Raw genomic sequence first — 20,388 nt, 5'->3', positions numbered from 1 at the left:
TTTGATATATGCAAGTTTTAATTTTAATGTGGTATTATACGCAAATTATTTTCGTTTTTAGGTAAAATTTTATGAAAAAAAGCGTTTTTTTACTCTTAGTAGGCGGGATTTCCGTGGCATGCGCCGCGCAGATAAAATCCATTAAATTTGAAGGGCTAAGGCATCTTTCTCCACAGGTCGCACAGCAAATTTCAGGACTTAAGGTAGGCGATGAGCTTAACGGCGAAAACACCAATGCTGCGATCTCGAAGCTATTTGAGCAGGGCTATTTCAGCGACGTTTATATCAGCGAACAAGGCGGCGCGGTCACTATCAACGTAACCGAAAAACCGACCATCGCTAAGGTCGAGATCAAAAACGTAGTTACCAATGATCGCGATAAGATAAACGAGCTCATCGGCTTGCGTCCGGGTCAGGTTTACGATGAGGTGGCTGCTAAAAAAGCGGAGACCCGCATCAAGCAATACTACGAAGTCAAAGGCTTTTTTGACACCGTGGTGGAATTTTATCCAAAGCCGATAAACGACGATAAATCGGTAATCTTGCTAACGATCGAGGTAAATCGCGGCGAAAATATCATCATCGATAAGGTAAATTTAGTAGGCGCAGACAAGCTCGATTATGACGATATAGAGCCATCCGTCGCCAATAAAGAACGCGAGATGCTGGGCTGGATGTGGGGCTTTAACGACGGCAAGGTAAAAACCGCTGAGCTTCCTAACGACGCAAATAGAATTCAAGAAGAATATTATAAAAAAGGCTACTTAGATGCGCAGGTTTCTGCGCCGCTACTTAATGCTGATATGGATAATTACACTGCCGATCTTACCTACTATATCAGCGAGGGCGAGCAATACACCGTAAGCTCCGTAGATATCGAATATCCTGCAGATATAATCAAGCTTGATAAAGAAAAGGTTTTGGACGATTTCAAGCTTCAAAAGGGCGATACAATGAATTCCGAACGTTTGCGCCGCGATATGAATACGCTAGAGACTTTAGTCGCGGATCAGGGATATGCCTACGTGCGTATCGTGCCTAAGACTAAGCAGGACAAAGAAGCTCGCACGGTCGCTATCACGTATCAAGTCATCCCTGAGGATAAAGTCTATATTAGAAACGTAACGATCTCGGGTAACGATAAGACCGAGGATAAGGTCATCCGCCGCGAGATGTATCTGACTGAGGGAAATTTATATAGCAAAACCGACTACAACGATTCGTTAAATTCTTTAAAACGCACGGGATATTTCGATGAGGTGGAGATTAAAGAAAACCGCGTTTCTAACGATCAGATCGATCTTGAAGTCGCAGTCAAAGAAGCTCCTACAGGCTCTATCACGGGTGGTATCGGATATGGCAGCGAGGATGGAATTTTACTTAGCGGCGGTATCAGCGATCGTAACGTATTCGGTACTGGCCTTCACGGCGCATTCTCGGTCGAAAAGAGCGACGATCAGTTAAGCGGACGCTTGAGCTTAACCAATCCTAGAGTGTTTGATTCTGAGTATAGCTTAGGCGGATCGATCTTTGCCAACGACTATGACTGGGACGATTACGATGAGAAATCTTACGGATTTTCAATCACGGGCGGTCGCAAGATCGGGCGCAATACTGACGTAAGTCTTACATATTATCTCGAAAAAAGCGAGATTAAGGGCTTAAACGAATATTACGCCAAAGCAGGCTATTTAGATGGCAAGAATTTAAAAAGCTCGATCATCCCGTCTATTACATATAATAGCACCGATGATTATTACTTGCCAAGAAGCGGTATGATCGCAAGTGCTAGCTTAGAATACGCGGGTCTTGGTGGCGATATGGACTACACCAAGGCGCGAGGATCGTTTAACTACTACTTTGGCTTGCGAGATTATATTGATCACGATATTATCTTTAGATACAAAGCTGCAACGGGCTATATGTGGGAAGGTAATAAAAAGATCCCGATCAACGAAAAGCTATTCCTAGGCGGAATGAAAAGCATTAGAGGCTACGAAGGTCGCAGTATCCCGAAAAAAGAGATTTGCTTAAATGCAAATAATTGCCGCTATATCGAAACAGGCGGCATGCAGAGCTTCAATAACTCCTTTGAGCTAAGCTTTCCAGTAGTTGATAGGCTTAAAATGCGCTTTGTAACGTTTTTTGACTACGGAATGATCGGCGATCATGACTGGAATGAAGAGGAGCGCTACAGCACGGGTGCTGGTATCGAGTGGATGACGCCGATGGGGCCTTTGCAGTTATACTTCGTCAAGCCGCTTAATAAAAAACCGCACGATGACACAAATAGCTTCGAATTTAGCATCGGTGCTAGATTTAATTAAACGCGGCGACTTGCGAACGCTGTGGCGTGCGTAGAATTTTCTACCGCACGCTTTAAAATTTAATAACGCTGCAATTTTGACTTTTCTTGTCGCGCTAATTTGCAGCCGAATTATTGTAGGCGGTTTGAGCTAAATTTTAATTGGGATTCTGCTCGGCTTAGGATGAAATTTAAACGCGTAGCTTGCTTTGAATTTTTTAGAATTTTAGTTATCAAGATAGTTTAGAATTTCATTCGTATGGTAAAATTTTAAGCACAAGAGTTCTAAAAAATCAATACAAGCCATTAGCATAATTTAAAGAAATTCTAATATTGAAATTTTAAAGATTACTATATATACGATAGACGCCGCTTTGTTGTGCGCGGAATTTCACTGCATAGGATTTAGCGCGCCACTGAATTTTAAAGCTAATAAATTTTGAGATTCTAAAATCGCTAGAATTTAAAATTTTAAATCGCCTCGTAAATCGCTAAACATTTGCGTTAAATTTTGCCTCGCTTTACCGATAATTTAAATTAAGCTTGTAAAATCGCGCTCTAAAATCATATCAAAGGCTCTTTTATGCGTAGAAATGGCAATGGAACGAAGCTTAAAATTTTAATATTTCTTATTGTAATATGCGCTTTGGTTTATGGAATCTTTAGAATTTTTACCTCGCCTAAATTTGAAAAAAATCCTCCGCAAATTGCGCTGGAAAATGAAATTTATTGGAATTTAACCTCGCCTTTAAAGATTAAAATTTCAGACGATACCGGCATTAAGCTCGTTCGCGTTAATTTAAACGATGGAGCCAGCACGATACCACTACTAAATGAGGAGCTGAACGTTCCGCAAACTACGCTAGAGCTTGCCGTGCAATTTCCTAAAAATTTGATGCTTAATAAAGATAAAAACTACAAGCTCGAGGTTTTTGCAAACGACATTAGCTCGTGGAATTTTGCGCAAGGAAATAAGAGCGTAAAAACGGCAAATATAATAATAGACGACAAAAAGCCCGTCATAAATATCATCAATCAATCCTATAAAATCACCAAAGGTGGTAGCGCTGTAGTCGTATTCTCAGCTAGAGACGAGCGCCTAAACGAAGTCTATGTCAAAACCAACTATGGCAAAATTTTTAAAGCGATTCCTTTCGTAAAAGATGGCTATTATGCGTCTCTCGTAGCGTGGCCTGCAAATTTGGAGGAATTTCGCGCAGAAGCGGTTGCTACCGATCGTGCAGGCAATGAAAGCATTTCGCAGATCAAATATTTTTATCAGGACAAAAAATATAAAGTCTCTACTATCAAGCTAAATTCGGGTTTTATTAACGGCAAAGTAAGTGATCTGGCTAGCCAATACGCGCAGAATTTTAACTCAATGAGCGATTTGGAGAAATTTAAATTTGTAAATGAAACTCTGCGTAAGAAAAACGGAGATGATCTGCACGCTGCTACTAGCGCGGTGTATGAGGATAAAATAAATGGATTTGAGCTAAAGCCTTTTTATCCACTTGCTAAAGGTGCAGCGGTAGCAAGCTTTGCCGATCATCGGATATTTTTTATGAACGATGAACAAGTAAGTGAGTCTTGGCATATGGGGCTTGATCTAGCAAGCGTTGCAAACGCCGATATCAAAGAGAGCAACTACGGCAAGGTAGTTTTTGCGCAGGAAAACGGAATTTTCGGATTAAATTTAGGAATTTACTACGGCTTCGGCTTATACGGCATATACGGACACTGCTCGGCGACGCAGTTAAGTGTGGGCAGCGACGTAAAGCCGGGCGACATTCTAGCACAGACGGGCTCAAGCGGCTTTGCTTTCGGAGATCATCTGCATTTTGGCATCGTAGTTCAGGGTGTGGACGTAAGACCCGAGGAGTGGATGGATCCTAAGTGGATGAAAGATAACATTACCGACGTCTTAGAATCGTCCAAAAAAGTAATAGAAAAAGGTAAGTAAATTTTAAAATTTTCGCTATAATGCGCGAGTTAATGAAAACGAGGATAGAAATGAGACAGACAACGATAGCTAAGAAAGTCCATAACGTCGGCATCGGGCTGCACAAAGGTGAGCCTATCAGACTTACGTTAGAGCCTTTAGAAGCGGGCAGTGGAATCGTATTTTATAGAAGCGATCTTGGCGTTAGTTTTAAAGCCGAGCCAAAAAACGTCATAAATACACAGATGGCGACCGTCGTAGGAAATGAGAAGGGCTATATATCAACAATAGAGCATCTAATGAGCGCCATTAATGCCTATGGTATTGATAATATCCGTATCATCGTCGATGCTAATGAAATTCCTGTGATGGACGGAAGTTCGGCGAGCTTTTGTATGCTTTTGGATGAAGCGGGAGTAAGAGAGCTTGACGCGAATAAAAAAGCTCTCATCATCAAGCGTGCCGTGGAGATTCGCGAGGGAGATAAGCTCGTACGGCTAAGCCCGAGCAAGAGCCCTAAATTTGATTATACAATTAAATTTAGCCATCCGCTCATCGGCACTCAGCACTATGTTTTTGAATTTAGCAAAAAAGCCTATCTTAAAGAAATTTCGCGAGCGCGCACGTTTGGATTTTTGAAAGACGTGCAGGCGCTACGCTCAATGGGGTTAGCTCTAGGCGGCAGCTTAGAAAACGCCGTCGTAATCGATGAGAATAAAATTTTAAATCCCGAGGGATTGCGCTTTGAAAACGAGTTCGTCCGCCATAAAATTTTAGATGCGATCGGCGATCTTGCGCTCGTGGGCGCTCCGATTTTGGGCGATTATACGGCGTTTGCGGGAAGCCACGATCTAAATCATAAGCTCACTTTGGCAGTCCTTGCCGACACTAAAAATTTCGAGCTAGTAGATCTTACCGCCGAGGTTGTACGCGAATATCAAAAAGTCTTTGCTTAAGGCTGCAAAATCAAAGAGGTTGAAATTCTAATCGCTGCTCTTAGCTCTCCATGCCTACTCGGTGTGTATGAAAACGGCGCTAAGATAGCGGAATTTGCAAGCGTTGAAGGCGAAAAAGCCGATAAATTTCTGGTCGCTAAATTTAGCGAAATTTTAAAAACTTATAAAATCAAAGAGCTCGTCTACGCAAATACCCCCGGCAGCTTCATGGGTATGAAGGTAAGCTACGTGATTTTGCGCACGCTTAGCATCGCTCTTGATGTGCCGCTGTACGCGATCAGCGGCTTTGAGCTAAGCGGCTTCGGGCCGATCAGAGCGAACAAAAACTTCAGCTACGTTTACGAACGCGGCGAAATCAGGATGAAAAAATGCGCCCCCGCCGCGCTATCTTTGCCGCAGGATTTATCGGTTTTAAATAAAAGCGATGATATACTTCCAAATTACATCATAGAAGCGGTTTAGGAGAAAATTTGATTATAAGAATTCCTGCGACGAGCGCGAATTTAGGTCCCGGTTTCGATGCGCTCGGCCTTAGCCTAGGGCTATTTAACGAAGTAGAGATTACCGAGCAGAAGTTTTTTTGCGTATCGCTTAGCGGCGAGGGTAGCGACAGAGCGTGGCTTAAGAAGGGCAACGCTTTTTTGAATATTTTCAATGAAATTTACAGAAAACTAGGCGGCGGGCAAGAGTTAAATTTTAAATTCGCCTTTCACAACAACATCCCGTTTTCGCGCGGGCTGGGCAGCAGCTCGGCTGTGATCGTAGGCGCTATCGCAAGCGCTTATAAAGTTTGCGGCTTTGAGATCGATCGCGCTAAAATTTTAAACACGGCGCTGGAATATGAAAATCACCCTGATAATATCGCGCCCGCGACGCTCGGCGGCTTTGTCAGCAGCGTCGTAGACGGCAAGACGGTTCGCACGCAAAAATGCGAAATTTCGCAAGATCTGCAAGCCGTCGTCGTTATCCCCGATACGCCGATGCCTACGAATGAATCGCGGGGCAAGCTGCCTAAGAGCTTTTCGATCAAAGATTGCGTTAGCAACCTCTCGCACGCGGCGTTTCTAACCGCTTGCTTTATGCGGCGCGATTACGACAGCTTGCGCTATGCCTGTATCGATAAGATGCACGAGCAGATGCGCATGGGCGTGCTTCCGCAGCTTTTTAAGCTGCGCGAGATCGCCTATGATAACGGCGCGCTTATGAGCTCGCTCTCCGGTAGCGGCTCAAGCTTTTTAAATTTGGTTTATAAAAGCGACGCCGCGAAGCTTAAGGCCTGCCTTAGCGAAAATTTTAAAAACTTCCGCGTCGAAATTTTAGATATCGATAATGGCGGCTTTAATATTGACTAAGAAAAATAAAGATATAATCGCATGAGCGAACCGATTAGGATGTGCGTTATTTGCAAGGGGCGCTTCGCCAAGCGTGAACTCCACGCCTTTTTGCAAAATTTTAAAAATATAAGCTCAAACAGACAATTTTATATTTGCGACGTTTGCATAAATCAAAAAGAAAAAATTTCAAAATATCTATCTAAATTTGCGTCTAGCGCAGATTTGGGACATATCAAGGAGAGGGTTTTAAATGGGTGTTCTGATTAAAGATATCGCGGACGAGCTTGGATACGCAAGCAAAGAGATAATCGAAAAAGCGCAGGAGATGGGCTTTAAAAAGGTAAAAACCGCGTCGAATAAAGTAAGCGAAGAAGAAGCTGCCGCTATTTACGATTATATCCAGACGGGAATTTTGCCGGGGAAAAAGTCAAAGCCCGCAAAGAAAAGTTCCGAAAAAGCGCAAGAGGACGAGAGTAAGCCCGCTAAAAAACAGAGCGAAACTAAAAAAACCGCTAAAAAAGAGAGCCCTAAAAAGGCGGAAAGCTTAAAAGCTTCCGAATCCAAAGAGTCCTCGCAGATCGCCAAAGAGCCTAGCAACGAAAAAGCGCGTACGCAAGAGCCCGAGGTAAAAACCGAAAAATCTCAAAATCAAAAAGAAGAAATTTTCTCCGCCCCGCAGGATAAAGAGGAGAAGCAAAACGCCGCCTCAAAGCCCGCTCCGGTGCAGATAAACAGCGGCGATAGCATTGCTAGCGAGAGCTTGCAAAAGCGCCGCGGCTTAGTCATCGTAAAAAAGAAAAAGGAAGTTCAAGCCCCGGCGGCACAAGATAGAACCGAGCCTAGGCGCGAAAAGATAAGTGCGAGCCTAGAGGCGATCTTCTCAAACGCTGAACTAAATTTGAAAAAGAAAAAGGTCGAAAAGAAAAAAGCCCCCGCGGCTAAAAAAGAGGACGCCCTTAAAATTGACATAATTCCTGATCACGAGATGGCGGATATCGTCATCGAGGACGAAGACGTCGTGGTAATGCCCGATTTCACCGTCAAACCGATCCAAACCGAAAACCGCACCAAAAGTAAAAACCAACCTAATATTTATCGCGCCTCGCAGAATCAAATTTTTAGTAGCGAAGGTGGCATAAGTCGCGGCGGTCGCAAAAAGCATAAAAAAGCCCCTCGCGAGCAGGGTAGCGAAATCGTAAGCTCTGTAAATATCCCAAAAGAGATCCGCGTCTATGAGTTCGCCGATAAGATCAAAAAGCAGCCTAGCGAGATCATCGGCAAGTTATTTGCGCTCGGGATGATGACGACGAAAAACGACTTTTTGGACGAGGACGCGATAGAAATTTTAGCAAGCGAATTTGGCATTGAGGTAAATATCATCGATGAGGCGCAGGAGTTTGACTACATCAAGGCTTACGAGGACAGCGAAGGCGAAGAAAATTTAATCGCTAGAGCGCCTGTCATCACCATTATGGGGCACGTCGATCACGGCAAAACGAGCCTGCTTGATTATATACGAAACTCGCGCGTCGCAAGCGGCGAAGCGGGCGGCATCACGCAGCACGTAGGCGCGTATATGGTCGAGAAAAACGGCAGGAAGATCACCTTCATCGACACTCCTGGTCACGAGGCCTTTACTTCGATGAGAGCGCGCGGAGCCGAGGTTACCGATATCGTAATCATCGTAGTGGCGGCAGACGACGGCGTCAAGCCTCAGACTAAGGAGGCTATAGCGCATGCCAAGGCCGCAAATGTTCCGATCATCATCGCGATAAATAAGATGGACAAGCCTAATGCCAATCCCGATCTCGTAAAAACCGGGCTTGCAGAGCTTGACATCATGCCTACCGAGTGGGGCGGCAGCTACGAGTTCGTGCCGATCTCCGCAAAAACGGGCGAGGGAATTGAAAATTTATTAGAGATCGTGCTTTTGCAAGCTGATCTTTTGGAGCTCAAAGCCGATCCTAGCAAGCAAGCTAAGGCAACCATCATCGAAAGCTCCCTTCAAAAAGGGCGCGGTGCCGTTGCCACCGTCATCGTGCAAAACGGCACCCTACGCGTCGGAGACACCGTCGTAGCGGGCATCGCGTACGGCAAGGTGCGCGCGCTTAGCGACGATAAGGGCAGGGCGCTAAAGCAAATTTTACCGGGCGAATGCGGCGTCATCATAGGCCTTAGCGAGGTTCCGGGCGCGGGCGAGACGTTGATCGGCGTTTCAAGCGATAAGGAAGCGCGCGAGTATGCAAGTAAAATTTACGAGCATCAGCGCCAAAAAGAGCTTAGCAAATCGACCAAGGTCACCATCGACGAGTTAAGCGCTAAGATCGCCGAAGGCTCGCTAAAAAGCCTGCCTGTGATTGTCAAAGCCGACGTTGCGGGCTCGCTGGAAGCTATCAAAGCAAGCCTTGAGAAACTCCGCAACGACGAGGTCAAGGTCGATATCGTCCACAGCGGCATCGGCGGTATCACGCAAAACGATATCGCCTTGGCAAGCGCTAGCGAAAACTGCGTGATCTTGGGCTTCAACGTCCGTCCTACGGGAGAGATCAAAGAGCTTGCCAAGGAGCGCGGCGCGCAGATTAAGACCTACAACGTCATCTACAATCTAATCGACGATATCAAGGCGCTTTTGAGCGGCCTTATGAGCCCGATCATCAGCGAGGAGGCCTTGGGCCAAGCCGAGATCCGACAGGTCATCAATGTGCCTAAGATCGGGCAGATCGCGGGCTGCATGGTTACCGACGGGCTCATCGCTCGCGGCGCGAAGATCCGCGTCATCAGAGAGGGCGTCATCGTTTTCGAGGGCAACGTCAGCTCGCTCAAGCGCTTCAAAGACGACGCCAAAGAGGTCGCCAAAGGCTTCGAGTGCGGCGTAGGCATCGAGGGCTACGACGATATGCGCGTGGGCGATTTTATCGAAAGCTACAAACAAAAAGAGGAGCAGGCAACGATCGATTAATGCTCGCGGATTCCGCGTGGGCATTGGCTTCGTTCGCACGGCTTGCGGCTAAATTTTAAGCCTCGATCGCGCTTTGAAATTTTATGCTCGCAAAATTTGGGCGTGAAATTTCACCTTTTAAATTTAGCGGCGGAATGCGCGAACAAAGCTTTAAATTTTGTCGGTTTCTGCGCGAGGCTCTGCCGCGTAGCGTCAGTTTTGAAATTTTAATGTTTAGATTTTTTTACGGCGCAGCTTTGCGATCAAATTTTATTTTATGCCGCTTGCAGGTTGCGAATTTTCCGCGCGACTTAAATTTTAAATTTAATCGCAAAGTTGAAATTTAAAAGCGGCAAAATTTAAATTTCGCGCAGCTCAAAGCGCTTTTAAAATTTAAGATAAATTTTGAAGCGGCGCAGTGTGGGAAAAACAGCGACGCGGAGGACGGCGCTGTGCAGGCGGCGCAAAATAAGACCGCAACGGCGTGCGGTGTCATTGCGGCGCTAGATGGCAGCAGATATCGTAAATATCGACGCAGTAAGCGAGCGTAGCGCAAAGAGGGTGCCGCCGCGCGCTGTATTATTGCGCCGTCAAAACGGCAGCGCAGCAGCGAATATAACGCGCCGTGGCGAGCAGGGCGCAGCGCAGAATAGCACCGCGTCTTGGCGCGGAAATATTTCTGCGGTAGCGGTGCGGCTATGCGACGAGCTTTTGTATGCGAGCCATTAAATTCTACGCGATCTGCGTTTTAAATTTAAGCGCAAAGCGCGGGCTAAAATTTAAAAGTAAAATTTCAAAGCCGAGATTGTGCCTTTTAAAATTTAAGAGCGAAATTCTAAAAAGCGCGGCGTCGCTTGCAATACCTGCGCGCAGCAAACCGCTCAGAATTTAAATGGACGCTCCGGCGCGACGCAAGCCGCGTCAAATTTAAACAGACCGCGTCGCCGCAGGACGGATATTTCGCAACGCCGAAGTGAAATAGAATTCCGCATCGTTATGCCCAAGCGAAATAAAATTTCTCGTCGCTGAAAGACGCGAGATAAAATTCTGCGTTGTCGTCGCGAGACGGATGCGAGATAAAGCTCCGTGGCGGAGCAATTAAAATTCCGCGCCGTATAATCTGCGGCGATTTAAGATAGCGAGGTAAAGATGAATCCGACCGAACTCAGAAGACTGCGCACGCAAAGCGTGCTAAAGCAGCTCATCCCCGAAGCGCTCGCGAGCCTTGAGGACGAGCTTTTGCGCGGGCTGTGCGTCACCGACGTAGAGTGCAAGCGCGGGCGCTACGACGCGTTCGTCTATCTGGATAAAAACGCCTTCGACGAGCGCGAGCAGGAATTCGTGCTCGAAAAGCTTGGCCGCGTGGCGAGATATTTGCAAAACTTCTGCGCCGAGGCGGAGGGCTGGTACCGTTGCCCTGCGTTTCACTTCAAATTTGACGACCGCTTGGAGTATCAAAACAAAATGGACGATCTTTTTGACAAAATAGAGGAGGAGCTGCGCAAAAATGGTTGATTTAAAGGCTTTGGCGCGCGAGTGCGGCGTGCAGCTTTACGACGTGGAGACGGTGAGCGAAAACGGCAGAACGATCTATCGCATCAGTATCACGAAAGCGGGCGGCGTGGGGCTGGATGACTGCGAGCGGCTATCGAGGCTGCTTTCGCCGATTTTCGACGTGGAGCCGCCGCTTGAGGGCGAGTGGACGCTGGAGGTCGGCTCGCCCGGGCTTGAGCGCAAGCTAAGCAAGCCGCAGCATTTCGCAAACTCCGTGGGCGAGCTGGTGCGCCTAAGCCGCACGGACGGGCAGAAGCTAAGCGGCGAGGTGCTTGGCTGCGAAGGCGGCGTGCTTAGACTGCGCACGGACGGCGGCGAGATAAGCGTGCGACTCGATGAGATCAAAAAGGCGCGAACCTACGTGCAGTGGTAGCGGCGGAGCTTTAGAGTTCTGCGCGCAGATTTGAAATTTTGCGAATAAGGCTTTAAAATTTACCGCGCGGGATTTGCGAGTTTGAAATTTCAGCTCTAAATTCTGAGGTTTAAATTTTAAAATCGCTTTTGAAATTTACAGCTCCAGGTTGCTCTTGGCAGCTCCTTGTTACCCTTGATCTCTTGCGGCGCTCGGCGCAAAATTTTAAAATTCCGGTGCTGCTCGCCTACTTTGAAATTTTATCTTACGCCGATAAAAGGTAATTTTCCGCACTACTAGGCGGCGCTTTGAAATTTCACACTGCGCCGCTAAGAGGCAAGCTCCGCAACAATTGCGTTGCTTTAAAATTTACGCTACGTTGCTCGGTGGTGAGTTTTGAGTAACGCTTGCACGTTGCTTTGGAATTTTACGTCGCGCCCGAAAGCGGCTAAATTTAAAATTTACGCGCTGTTTTGACGCGGTAAAATTTCAAACCTTTTGTTGCAAAGTAGAATTCTAAATTTTATGTTTTGTCGTAAATTTAGGTTTTATTGTTCGCGGTAAAAACACTACGCCCGCGAGTTTATGGCGTCTGCATTGTGAATTGCATCTGCAAGCACGACTTAATCTCAAAATTTCCTCAATAAAACGTTTTATAGAATTTCGCCGGTCCCGCTTTAGCGGTAAAATTCCACGCCGAAATTCCGCTCATAAATTTACGTTTTAAAACTCTGCGGGCGGAGGTTTGCGCGCCGCTCATTTGATAATTTAATTTCGCTGGGCGGCGCGGATGTTTGCGACTATGAAGCGGAGATGCCGATCGTGGCTAGCAGTACGGGCGAGGTCATGAGCCCTACGATCGTAAGGATCCACGCTAATATCGCTATTACGAGCGAGGCTTGCTTTTTGACGGCTTGATAGGTCGCGGCGATCGCGCACAAAAACGCAAGCGGAACAAAGACGATCCCTAGAAAAAATATTCCTAAAATCGCGAAGACTATGGAGAGTATCCCAAGCACGTTTGATTGGGGTTGAACGGTCGGTTGTTCAGACATTTTAATCCTTTGAAAAAAATTATATAATTCTACCCCCCCCCCTGAATTTGAGCTGAAATTAAGCCGTGCCTTTTGGGACTGTATATTCACGCTCGATTGCGGTTCTGCCATGGCGCCTATTAAAATTTTACTTCGCAAAGCCCGCTTTTCCGCGCTATCGGCAGACGCTCTTTTACACGATAAGCGTAAATTTTTGTGCCGTCCGTGCACGAAACGGATGCCGCAAAATTTGCGATTTAGGATAAAATTCTAAAACCTGTGGTAAGATTTCGCAGTTTCGCTTCCGCGCGGAATTTCTCTCAGGCACATACGGCGCGCGGCTTGCAAGCTCTGATAATTTAGCGTTTAAAGCAAGCTCAATGCCTTACAGATAGGCTAAAGCGCGAGGTCGGCGTCATCCAGCGCAGCGAGGAAGGGCGCAGGTGAGCTAGTCGGTTTGCGCCTGAGGGTGCAATCTGTTGCAAACAGACGAGGTTGCTCGCTCGTCGCAAAATCGGCTGAGCGATCGCGGCGGAGCGGGACAATTTAAATTTTGGATTTTGTATGAACGACGAATTTTATATGGATTTGGCGCTGCGTGCGGCGTGGCGCTATCAGGTCTTGACGCTACCCAACCCCGCCGTGGGCTGCGTGCTTCTGGATAAGGGCGGCAGAGTTCTTGGTATAGGTGCGCACAAAAAGGCGGGCTTTTTACATGCCGAGGTAAACGCCGTTTTCGCCACGCTGTGCGATCTGGATGCAAATTTCGCGCAGGATTTCGCCCGCGAATACGCCCGCAAATTCGGCGTTAAATTTCAAAACCTAGAAGCTCTAAAAAGCGCGCTTTTGCAGCCGAGCTTCACTTACGATTTTATCCTAAACCGCCACGGCGGGCTTTTGCGCGGCGCTTGCGCCTACGTCACGCTCGAGCCCTGCGCGCACCGCGGCAAGACCCCGTCTTGCGCCGAGCTTTTGGCACAGCTCGGGCTATCGCGCGTGGTAATTGGCGCGCGCGATACGAATGCGCAGGCTGCGGGCGGCGCGGAAATTTTACGCCGCGGGGGCATAGAGGTGAAATTTGACGTTTGCTCTGCCGCGGCAGAGGAGCTTGCGGAACCGTTTTATATGGCGCGCGAGAGCGGCTTTTGCTTCATCAAAATCAACGCCACGCTAAACGGCGCGGTACATGGGCGAATCGGCAGCGAGAAGCAGCGCGCATTCGTGCACGAGCTGCGCAGCGTGTGTGATTACATAGGCGTGGGCGGGCAGACTGTGCGCTCCGACAGACCGACGTTGGACGTGCGTGCGGCTAAATTTGATGAAATTAGCGCTTTGGTGGGCAGTGCTGATATGCTGGCGCTAGACGTGCGCGTCGCGCCGCAAAATCTAAAGCTGCGCGCACCCGACGTTTGGATATACTCGCGCCGCGCGCTTTCGGATTTTGATGCGAGCATTCCGCTTTTCGGCGTCGCAGATCGCAAGGTAGAGGTCTCGCGCTCGCTGCCTGCGGACGCAAAAATCACGATGATAGAGGCGGGGGCGAGTTCGTTTGACGAGTTTGCGCAGTTTGCGAGCCATGCGCTTATTTTTTACAGCGCGCAGATGAGGGACGCGGGAAATTTTAGAACAAATGCCGCGCTACGACCGCTTTTTACATCTCGCGCGGGCGATCCGCACCTGGAAGCGAACGAATTCTACGGCTGGTTTAAAATTTTAAAATGAAAGGTTATATTACTGCCGATATAAAAATCAGCGCAACTACTATTATTATGACGAACACTAGCACTTTATCTATATTATATTTCCTTTTAGGGCTGCAATTTTGCAAGAAAGCCCCAAGCTTGTATTCACTGATATGAAATAGCCAAGCGGTCCAAATCGATCCTAGGGATAGGCACATCGCCGCAAATGCCGTATCAGATTTCTGCCATACGATCATGCCGAAAATCAAAAACAGAGACAGAAAAGAAACGATAATCACGCCTATCGTCGAAAAGGCGATAAAAAATATAAAATTTAGCTTGCAATCGATGCCTAAAATGCGAAAATTAATAATTTTATTTGCGATATAAAATGCGGAGATTATCGTTAAGATAGCTTTTGCGAGCTCGGCCTTAAAAGGAGCGTAGGGCAATAGCGGTACGCCAAAAACCGCATTTAATATGATACCTACGTGCGATAAAGTAAAGCCGAGCGAGAATGAGAATACGCCCGTCAGTAAGATGCCTAGAAGTAATTTATAAAAATATATTTTCATACGCAATCCTTAAAATTCTGCGAAATTATACGCAATAGCAGCTTAAAATTTTGATTGCAAATTTAGCGTAAGCTTTGAAATTTTTCACGTATGCCGCAAGCAACGGCGCAGAGCGAGTATAAAAAACAGATATATGCCGCAAGCGGGACAAAAGCGACAAATCCCGAAGCATAAACTAAAGCGACTAGCACATATGTGGCATTTGCCAGCGCAGGTATGCTATAAGTCCAAAGCTCTGGCCTTTCAAAAGGGGTGTAGATATTATTCAAATACAAAGCTAAATTTACGACAAGCAGTAGAAAAAATATATAGTTCTTTTTCATAAAAGGAAAAGCGGCGCAAACCAAGACTACTATCAAATTTAATGCGATAAGAAAACCTATGTAATTAATATCTATAAAGGCGCAAAGTAAGCCTAAAATCGCGATTAATATATCTCTTTTTCATATCTAATTGCCGTCCTTTTTAATTTCTGCAATTATAGTGCATAGGTTTAAATTTTGATAAAAAATATTTCGTGCTTAAAATTTCGTCGCACCGTGCGGGTGATCTACGCCTATGAAATTTAGCGCAGACAGACGAAATTTAAACTGGGCGCTTAGCTTTATTTAGTTTTAAAAATGATGTGGCTTAGCCAAATTACGGCTATAAGCAGTAAAATAGATGTTAGCGTTTCACTGATTTGCCTATATTTTTTTAGACTAACGATTTGCAAAAATTTACCGAGCTCGTAATTGCTTTTGCGAAATAAATATACCGTTGAGCAGATGCCCATGAATAATGCCGCGGCGGATAAAATTGCCATTAGTTTTTTATCTAAATCCATACCATATATCATAAAACCGAATGTTGCGATAAGAATAATGGCGGTAAGGGCTAAAATTCCTATCGTCGCAAATGCGATGAAAAATATAAAATTTAACTTACGATCGATGCCTTTGACATAAAAATCGCTCAAACTGCTACTGATATAGAAGGAAAATAACTCAAGAATTACCGTCGTAAAAGGCAGACGAATATCGCCAGGGAATAAAAAATATCCCTTCAAAAGGTCTATTATATTAACATTTAAAAGTTTTGAGAGGTGCAATGAAGCAACGTAAAATGAAATCAAAAAAACTGCCAAAAAGACATTGCCTAAAAGAAACTTGTAAATTAGGTATTTTATGTTTTTGCGCACCTTGGCTCCCTGAAATTTCGCGAGATTATACGTCAAATTTGCTTTTAATCGGCTCAAATCGGCAGGAAAATTTAATGAGTTAAATTTAGCCAAAATTTTGAGCGTAGTTTAAATTTGCAGCTCGATTTACAGCTCAATTCGCGGCACGGAATTTTAAAATTTAGAAGCGCGGTATGTTGGCTAAATTTAAAAATGTAGCGCGCGCTGTGTCATCTCCGTGCTATTAAAACAGAAAGCGCTTAGCTAAATTTAAAACCACTCCGTGCGTTCGATAAATTTCGCCATGATTGCTAGCCTGCCGCTTCGGTCAAATTTAAAATTCTACAAACTTGCATAGGCGCCGTTTTGAATGGTACGACGATCGGCTGTGTAAAATTCTACTATTTTGCGCGCGCGGCGCCTGATTTTGAAATGGCGTCCGCGGGGCGAAATTTTAAAATTCCGTTATGCGAATGGATTTAAAATTTCATAACGAGCGCAAAATTTTAAAATTTAAAATCTCGAAATTCTAAAATTCCGAAATTCCACGGCGCGGGCAAAATTTAAAATTTAAAACTCAAGCCAAATTTTAAATTTTAAACCGAGCGGAATTCTAAATTGAGCGGAATTCTAAATCCAAAAATTTAGTGACTATGCCCTAAATGCCCGCCCGTGTCGCTTGACCTTACTTCGCAGATTAGCTCGTCAGCACATTCGTTCTCGCTGCTCTCGCACTGCAGCGTCGTGTGCGTGATGCCTAGATGCTCCATTTCGTGCGATATTTCGGCCATGATCCGCTCCGCTTCGCGCACGCTCAGCTCGCCGCTAACCACCACGTGAGCCGTGAGCGCGTTTGCGCCGCTTGTTATGCTCCAGACGTGCAGGTCGTGCACCGAAAGCACGCCGTCTACGCCCCTGATCTGCGCGACGAGCCCGTCCAGGCACACGCCCTTTGGCGAGCCCTCCATCAGGATGTTTAGGCTCTCTTTTAGCACGCCCCAGCCGCTTTTTACGATGAGCGCAGCCACGAGCAGGCTAGCCGCCGCGTCCGCCCAGCCCCAGTCAAAGCACATCATCGCTAGCGCAGCCGCGATCGCGCCCACAGAGCCTGCAGCGTCGCCCAGCACGTGCAGGTAGGCGCCGCGCATATTGACGTTTTCTCTCACGTCGCCGCCGCGCAGCATGCAAAGCGCCACGACGATGTTTACGACAAGACCCAGCGTGCTGATGGCGAGCATGCCAGCGGTGGCTACTTCGGGCGGGTTTTGCAGGCGCCGCGCCGCCTCGATGACGATAAAAACGGCGATAACGATGAGCGTGACGGCGTTTATCGTCGCGGCTAAAATTTCGATCCGCCTGTAGCCGAAGGTCTTTTGCAGATTGCCCTTGCGTTCGCCGAATTTAAACGCAAACAGCGAAAACCCGAGTGCTACGGCGTCTGATAGCATGTGTCCGGCGTCAGAGAGCAGGGCGAGCGAGTTCGTCGCCAAGCCGCCCGCGACCTCGATAAGCATAAAAGCGGAGATTATAAGAAAGGAATTTCTCAAAACGACCTTGTTTGACGCGTGTGAATGCGTGCAGTGGGCGTGATTTTCGTGCATTTTGACCTCGTTTTTGGGCAAATTTTAGTTAAATTATACCTCAAAAAAGCGCTTAAATTTTATCTATATCGCCTTCTAGTCCGGCATCTACGCGCTTGCCGATGTCTTTTAGTTTGCTAAACTCCTCTATCAGCCTCGGCGCGTCATCTAAGCTGATCGCAAACGTCCATAGATAGGTAAGCACCGAGTAGATGTGGCCCGCGTTTGCCTGCTTGTGTGATAGCAAAAATATCGCCAAGCTAAAAATCGCCGCCGCACTCGTGCCGATGATAAAAAAGCTCATCGCCTCTCTGTTTGAAATGCGGATACGAAGCTTTGAAAGCACGTCGTAGTGGCGATTTAGCGTGCGCTCATCGCCTGTGCTTATGCGTCCTGCCTCGCGCTCTAGCTGGTTGTTTAGCTTTAGATACAAGCGGTCGTTTTTGGCGATGTATTTGGGTAGCAAAACTCCAAAAACCGCGAGCAGGGCAAAAGCTGTCAAACCTACGTAGAACTCGATAAATAAAAGCATGATCGCCGAGCCGAAAATCGAGACGACTGAGGTAAAAAACACGGGAAAATGCTGCTCGAAAAAATCCACGAATTCGCGAGATAAATTTGCTCTTGCGATTATGGCGCTCTCGTCTTTTGCGGCTCTTTTTTCGTTCATTATCACGCTTACGGCAAGTCCTGCATATATCTTAGTAAACACCTGCGTATCCACGCGCCGTCTAATCGAGCCAAGCCCCCAGCCCACGAACACCATGACCGAGTAGCTAAGCGCCAAAAGCGTGTCGCCCGCTACGATAGCGTTTATGGCGATGCCGGCTAGTACGGGATAGACGAGAAACAGTCCGTTATCCGCCAAAACTAGGCTAAATGTCAAAAACAGCTTTTTAAAATTTTTCTTTGCAATGAGCGTTAGCGTCTTAAATGCGCTATTTTGCATAAAATTCCTTTGGTTAAAATCGCGCGGATTTTAGCTGATTTTAAAATTTGCGTCAAATTTTGCGGAATTTTGCTGTAACTATTGACATTACAACAAAATTTTACTATACTTCGCTCATCGATTGTAAGTTATAGCATTACAACAAAAAAAGATAAGGAGACAAAGATGTCAAACTACAAGATCGTTTCAACGAAAAGCGAACCAAGAGTCGAGCTAAAAGAAGCTCTAGGCTTAAGCGGCTGTGAGCTCTCTATCAACGAGCTCCCCGCAAACGCGAGCGTGCCGTTCGTGCATTCGCACAAGCAAAACGAGGAGCTTTATTTGGTGTTAAAAGGCGGTGGTACGCTTTTTATAGACGGCGAGGAGAAGGCGGTGGGCGAGGGCGACGCGATCCGCATCGATCCAGACGGCAAAAGGTGCTTTAAGGCGGGCGTGCAGGGGATGAAGTTTATCTGTATCCAGACCAAACGCGGCAGCCTGGAGCAGTATACGATGGATGATGGCGTGATAAACGAGGACGTAAAGCCGAGCTGGCTGTAAAATTTCGCAAGACGAGCGCGACAAACGCGAGCGTAAATTTTAAACTGTACAACGCGGCAAGACGGCGCCAAATGTGCGGGCGCATTAACCGCAGCGGATGTGCGATCAAACAAATCAAATTTAAAGGAGAAACAATGAAAGTAGCAATCATCGGAGCAAACGGAAAATCAGGTTCAAATTTGGTGCAAGAAGCCCTAAAACAAGGACATGACGTAACGGCTATCGTGCGAAACAAAGAGTATAAAAACGGCGACGTAAAAGTCGTTTATAAAGATGTTTTTGAGCTTAGCAAAGCCGATTTGGAGGGCTTTGACGCCGTTATCAGCGCATTTGCGGCTTGGACGCCCGAAACATTTCCGCTTCATAAAAAGGTAGCAAAACACCTAGCAGATGAGCTTAGCGGTACGAAAACGAGACTACTCGTCATCGGCGGCGCGGGTACGCTATACGTGGACGATAAAGGCACTATGGCTATGGATACGCCTGACTTCCCGCCTGAGTATATGGGCGTGGCAAGGGCGACTGCGGAGTCGTTTTTTGAGCTAAAAGACAGAAGCGACGTGCTCTGGACCTACGTCTCGCCTGCTGGAGACTATGACGCAAACGGCGCTCGCACGGGCAAATACGTCCTTGGCGGCGATAATCTAATCCTAAACTCCAAAAACGAGAGCTATATCAGCTACGCAGACCTAGCGCTTGCTGTCATAGACGAGCTAAAAAATGGCGCCTTCGTGCAAAAGCGCTTTACCGCCGTCGGCGAGAGGGCGTGAGCTTAAAATTTTGCTTAATTTAGCTAAAATAACGCCGCACGAAACTAACGTGCGGTTTTAAATTTAAATCAAGGTCGGCTATGCAAGTAGGTATAAAATTTTCACTCGCGGTTCACATCATGCTTTGCGTCGCGTATTTTCGCGAGGAGAAGGTCACGGGCGATTTCGTCGCCGCAAGCTCGGGGATAAACCCCGCCATCGCGCGTAAGCTGATCTCGCAGCTAAAAAACGCGGCCTTGGTGCTCACGACTGCGGGCGTGGGCGGCATCACGCTAGCTCGCGACGTGCGGCTCATTACGCTTTTAGACATTTACGAGGCGGTGAGCGAGGAGGACGCGATGTTTCGCATGCACAAAGGCTCGCCTAGCGCCTGCCCCGTGGGCGGCAAGATCGAGGCGGTACTCGCGCCGCGCTTTGCTCGCATTCAGAATGATTTTAAAAAATCTCTATCCAGCGTGAGCTTGGCGGATCTTTTGAACGATCTGGGATAGAGCTGTTAAAATTTAAATACGCATTTATCTTCTAAACTTGCTAAAATTTCAAGGCTTGTAGGCTAAATTTATATAAAATTTTACCCGCCCGCCATGTAAAATTTCGATTTAATTTAATCTGGGCTATAATGCGCTCGAAAATAGCAAAATGACGTTTTGTTAAAGGGGAGGGAAATTTTGAAAAGCTTCAAACTTCGGTTTATTTATGCTGTCTGCGTGGTGGTCGT

Annotated in this window: 20 protein-coding genes; 14 read left to right on the top strand and 6 right to left on the bottom strand. The window is 46.6% G+C overall.

What is annotated here, in order from left to right:
- Positions 1 to 71: 71 nt before the first annotated feature.
- The 10 genes from bamA (at position 72) to Q0174_RS03830 (ending at position 11,402) form a co-directional block, all read left to right on the top strand.
- Entirely contained in the window at positions 72 to 2,327 is a 2,256-nt protein-coding gene (gene bamA, locus Q0174_RS03875) for an outer membrane protein assembly factor BamA (protein ID WP_291935735.1), read from the top strand.
- A gap of 561 nt (positions 2,328 to 2,888) precedes the next feature.
- Positions 2,889 to 4,268 carry a M23 family metallopeptidase gene (locus Q0174_RS03870; RefSeq protein ID WP_298041768.1) on the top strand — a complete coding sequence of 460 codons (1,380 nt, stop codon included), beginning with the start codon at positions 2,889 to 2,891 and terminating at the stop codon, positions 4,266 to 4,268.
- Between the two features lie 50 nt (positions 4,269 to 4,318).
- On the top strand, positions 4,319 to 5,203 hold the full coding sequence (lpxC, locus tag Q0174_RS03865) for a UDP-3-O-acyl-N-acetylglucosamine deacetylase (RefSeq protein WP_298041767.1): 885 nt from the start codon (positions 4,319 to 4,321) through the stop codon (positions 5,201 to 5,203).
- 63 nt (positions 5,204 to 5,266) lie between these two features.
- Entirely contained in the window at positions 5,267 to 5,665 is a 399-nt protein-coding gene (locus tag Q0174_RS03860) for a glycoprotease (RefSeq protein ID WP_298041766.1), read from the top strand.
- Positions 5,666 to 5,673: 8 nt separating this feature from the next.
- The gene (gene thrB, locus Q0174_RS03855; protein ID WP_298041765.1) at positions 5,674 to 6,555 is read left to right on the top strand and encodes a homoserine kinase; all 882 of its coding nucleotides are present in this window, start codon (positions 5,674 to 5,676) and stop codon (positions 6,553 to 6,555) included.
- A gap of 21 nt (positions 6,556 to 6,576) precedes the next feature.
- Positions 6,577 to 6,804, top strand: a complete 228-nt coding sequence (locus Q0174_RS03850) for a hypothetical protein (protein WP_298041764.1) — start codon at positions 6,577 to 6,579, stop codon at positions 6,802 to 6,804.
- On the top strand, positions 6,788 to 9,496 hold the full coding sequence (gene infB / locus Q0174_RS03845) for a translation initiation factor IF-2 (RefSeq protein ID WP_298041763.1): 2,709 nt from the start codon (positions 6,788 to 6,790) through the stop codon (positions 9,494 to 9,496). Before Q0174_RS03850 ends, infB begins: the two co-directional genes overlap by 17 nt.
- A gap of 486 nt (positions 9,497 to 9,982) precedes the next feature.
- Positions 9,983 to 10,204, top strand: a complete 222-nt coding sequence (locus Q0174_RS03840; RefSeq protein ID WP_298041762.1) for a hypothetical protein — start codon at positions 9,983 to 9,985, stop codon at positions 10,202 to 10,204.
- A 420-nt stretch (positions 10,205 to 10,624) separates the two neighbouring features.
- Positions 10,625 to 10,990 carry a 30S ribosome-binding factor RbfA gene (rbfA, locus tag Q0174_RS03835; RefSeq protein ID WP_005872391.1) on the top strand — a complete coding sequence of 122 codons (366 nt, stop codon included), beginning with the start codon at positions 10,625 to 10,627 and terminating at the stop codon, positions 10,988 to 10,990.
- Complete coding sequence (locus tag Q0174_RS03830; protein WP_298041761.1) at positions 10,983 to 11,402, top strand: ribosome maturation factor RimP; 420 nt, start codon at positions 10,983 to 10,985, stop codon at positions 11,400 to 11,402. The genes rbfA and Q0174_RS03830 overlap by 8 nt, the downstream gene beginning before the upstream one ends.
- Before the next feature lie 779 nt (positions 11,403 to 12,181).
- Here Q0174_RS03830 and Q0174_RS03825 read toward each other — a convergent pair.
- Positions 12,182 to 12,436 (bottom strand): hypothetical protein, encoded by a 255-nt coding sequence (locus tag Q0174_RS03825; RefSeq protein ID WP_069435689.1) that lies wholly within the window; start codon positions 12,434 to 12,436, stop codon positions 12,182 to 12,184.
- A gap of 543 nt (positions 12,437 to 12,979) precedes the next feature.
- Here Q0174_RS03825 and ribD point away from each other — a divergent pair.
- A complete protein-coding gene (gene ribD, locus Q0174_RS03820; RefSeq protein ID WP_298041760.1) occupies positions 12,980 to 14,137 on the top strand; it encodes a bifunctional diaminohydroxyphosphoribosylaminopyrimidine deaminase/5-amino-6-(5-phosphoribosylamino)uracil reductase RibD in 1,158 nt (385 codons plus the stop codon).
- A gap of 4 nt (positions 14,138 to 14,141) precedes the next feature.
- On the opposite strand, the gene Q0174_RS03815 is transcribed toward ribD, so the two are convergent.
- The 5 genes from Q0174_RS03815 to Q0174_RS03795 form a co-directional block, all read right to left on the bottom strand.
- The gene (locus Q0174_RS03815) at positions 14,142 to 14,672 is read right to left on the bottom strand and encodes a hypothetical protein (protein ID WP_298041759.1); all 531 of its coding nucleotides are present in this window, start codon (positions 14,670 to 14,672) and stop codon (positions 14,142 to 14,144) included.
- A 62-nt stretch (positions 14,673 to 14,734) separates the two neighbouring features.
- A complete protein-coding gene (locus Q0174_RS03810) occupies positions 14,735 to 14,995 on the bottom strand; it encodes a transporter (RefSeq protein ID WP_298041758.1) in 261 nt (86 codons plus the stop codon).
- 281 nt (positions 14,996 to 15,276) lie between these two features.
- Positions 15,277 to 15,852, bottom strand: coding sequence for a hypothetical protein (locus Q0174_RS03805; protein ID WP_298041757.1), 576 nt, complete (start codon positions 15,850 to 15,852; stop codon positions 15,277 to 15,279).
- Positions 15,853 to 16,475: 623 nt separating this feature from the next.
- Positions 16,476 to 17,432: a cation diffusion facilitator family transporter gene (locus tag Q0174_RS03800; protein WP_298041756.1), complete on the bottom strand. Its 957-nt coding sequence runs from the start codon at positions 17,430 to 17,432 to the stop codon at positions 16,476 to 16,478.
- Between the two features lie 52 nt (positions 17,433 to 17,484).
- Positions 17,485 to 18,360, bottom strand: coding sequence for an ABC transporter six-transmembrane domain-containing protein (locus Q0174_RS03795; protein ID WP_298041755.1), 876 nt, complete (start codon positions 18,358 to 18,360; stop codon positions 17,485 to 17,487).
- Positions 18,361 to 18,525: 165 nt separating this feature from the next.
- Here Q0174_RS03795 and Q0174_RS03790 point away from each other — a divergent pair, with 165 nt between their 5' ends.
- The 3 genes from Q0174_RS03790 to Q0174_RS03780 all read left to right on the top strand — a co-directional run bounded on the left by Q0174_RS03790 (position 18,526) and on the right by Q0174_RS03780 (position 20,161).
- A complete protein-coding gene (locus Q0174_RS03790; protein WP_298041754.1) occupies positions 18,526 to 18,900 on the top strand; it encodes a cupin domain-containing protein in 375 nt (124 codons plus the stop codon).
- A 134-nt stretch (positions 18,901 to 19,034) separates the two neighbouring features.
- Positions 19,035 to 19,670 (top strand): NAD(P)H-binding protein, encoded by a 636-nt coding sequence (locus tag Q0174_RS03785; RefSeq protein ID WP_298041753.1) that lies wholly within the window; start codon positions 19,035 to 19,037, stop codon positions 19,668 to 19,670.
- A gap of 80 nt (positions 19,671 to 19,750) precedes the next feature.
- Positions 19,751 to 20,161 carry an Rrf2 family transcriptional regulator gene (locus Q0174_RS03780; RefSeq protein ID WP_298041752.1) on the top strand — a complete coding sequence of 137 codons (411 nt, stop codon included), beginning with the start codon at positions 19,751 to 19,753 and terminating at the stop codon, positions 20,159 to 20,161.
- Positions 20,162 to 20,388 lie beyond the last annotated feature (227 nt).

Source organism: uncultured Campylobacter sp. (genome assembly GCF_937996225.1).
GTDB lineage: Bacteria > Campylobacterota > Campylobacteria > Campylobacterales > Campylobacteraceae > Campylobacter_B.
The sequence above is the reverse complement of the archived record's forward strand: the minus strand, read 5'-3'. Positions and strand labels throughout refer to the sequence as shown.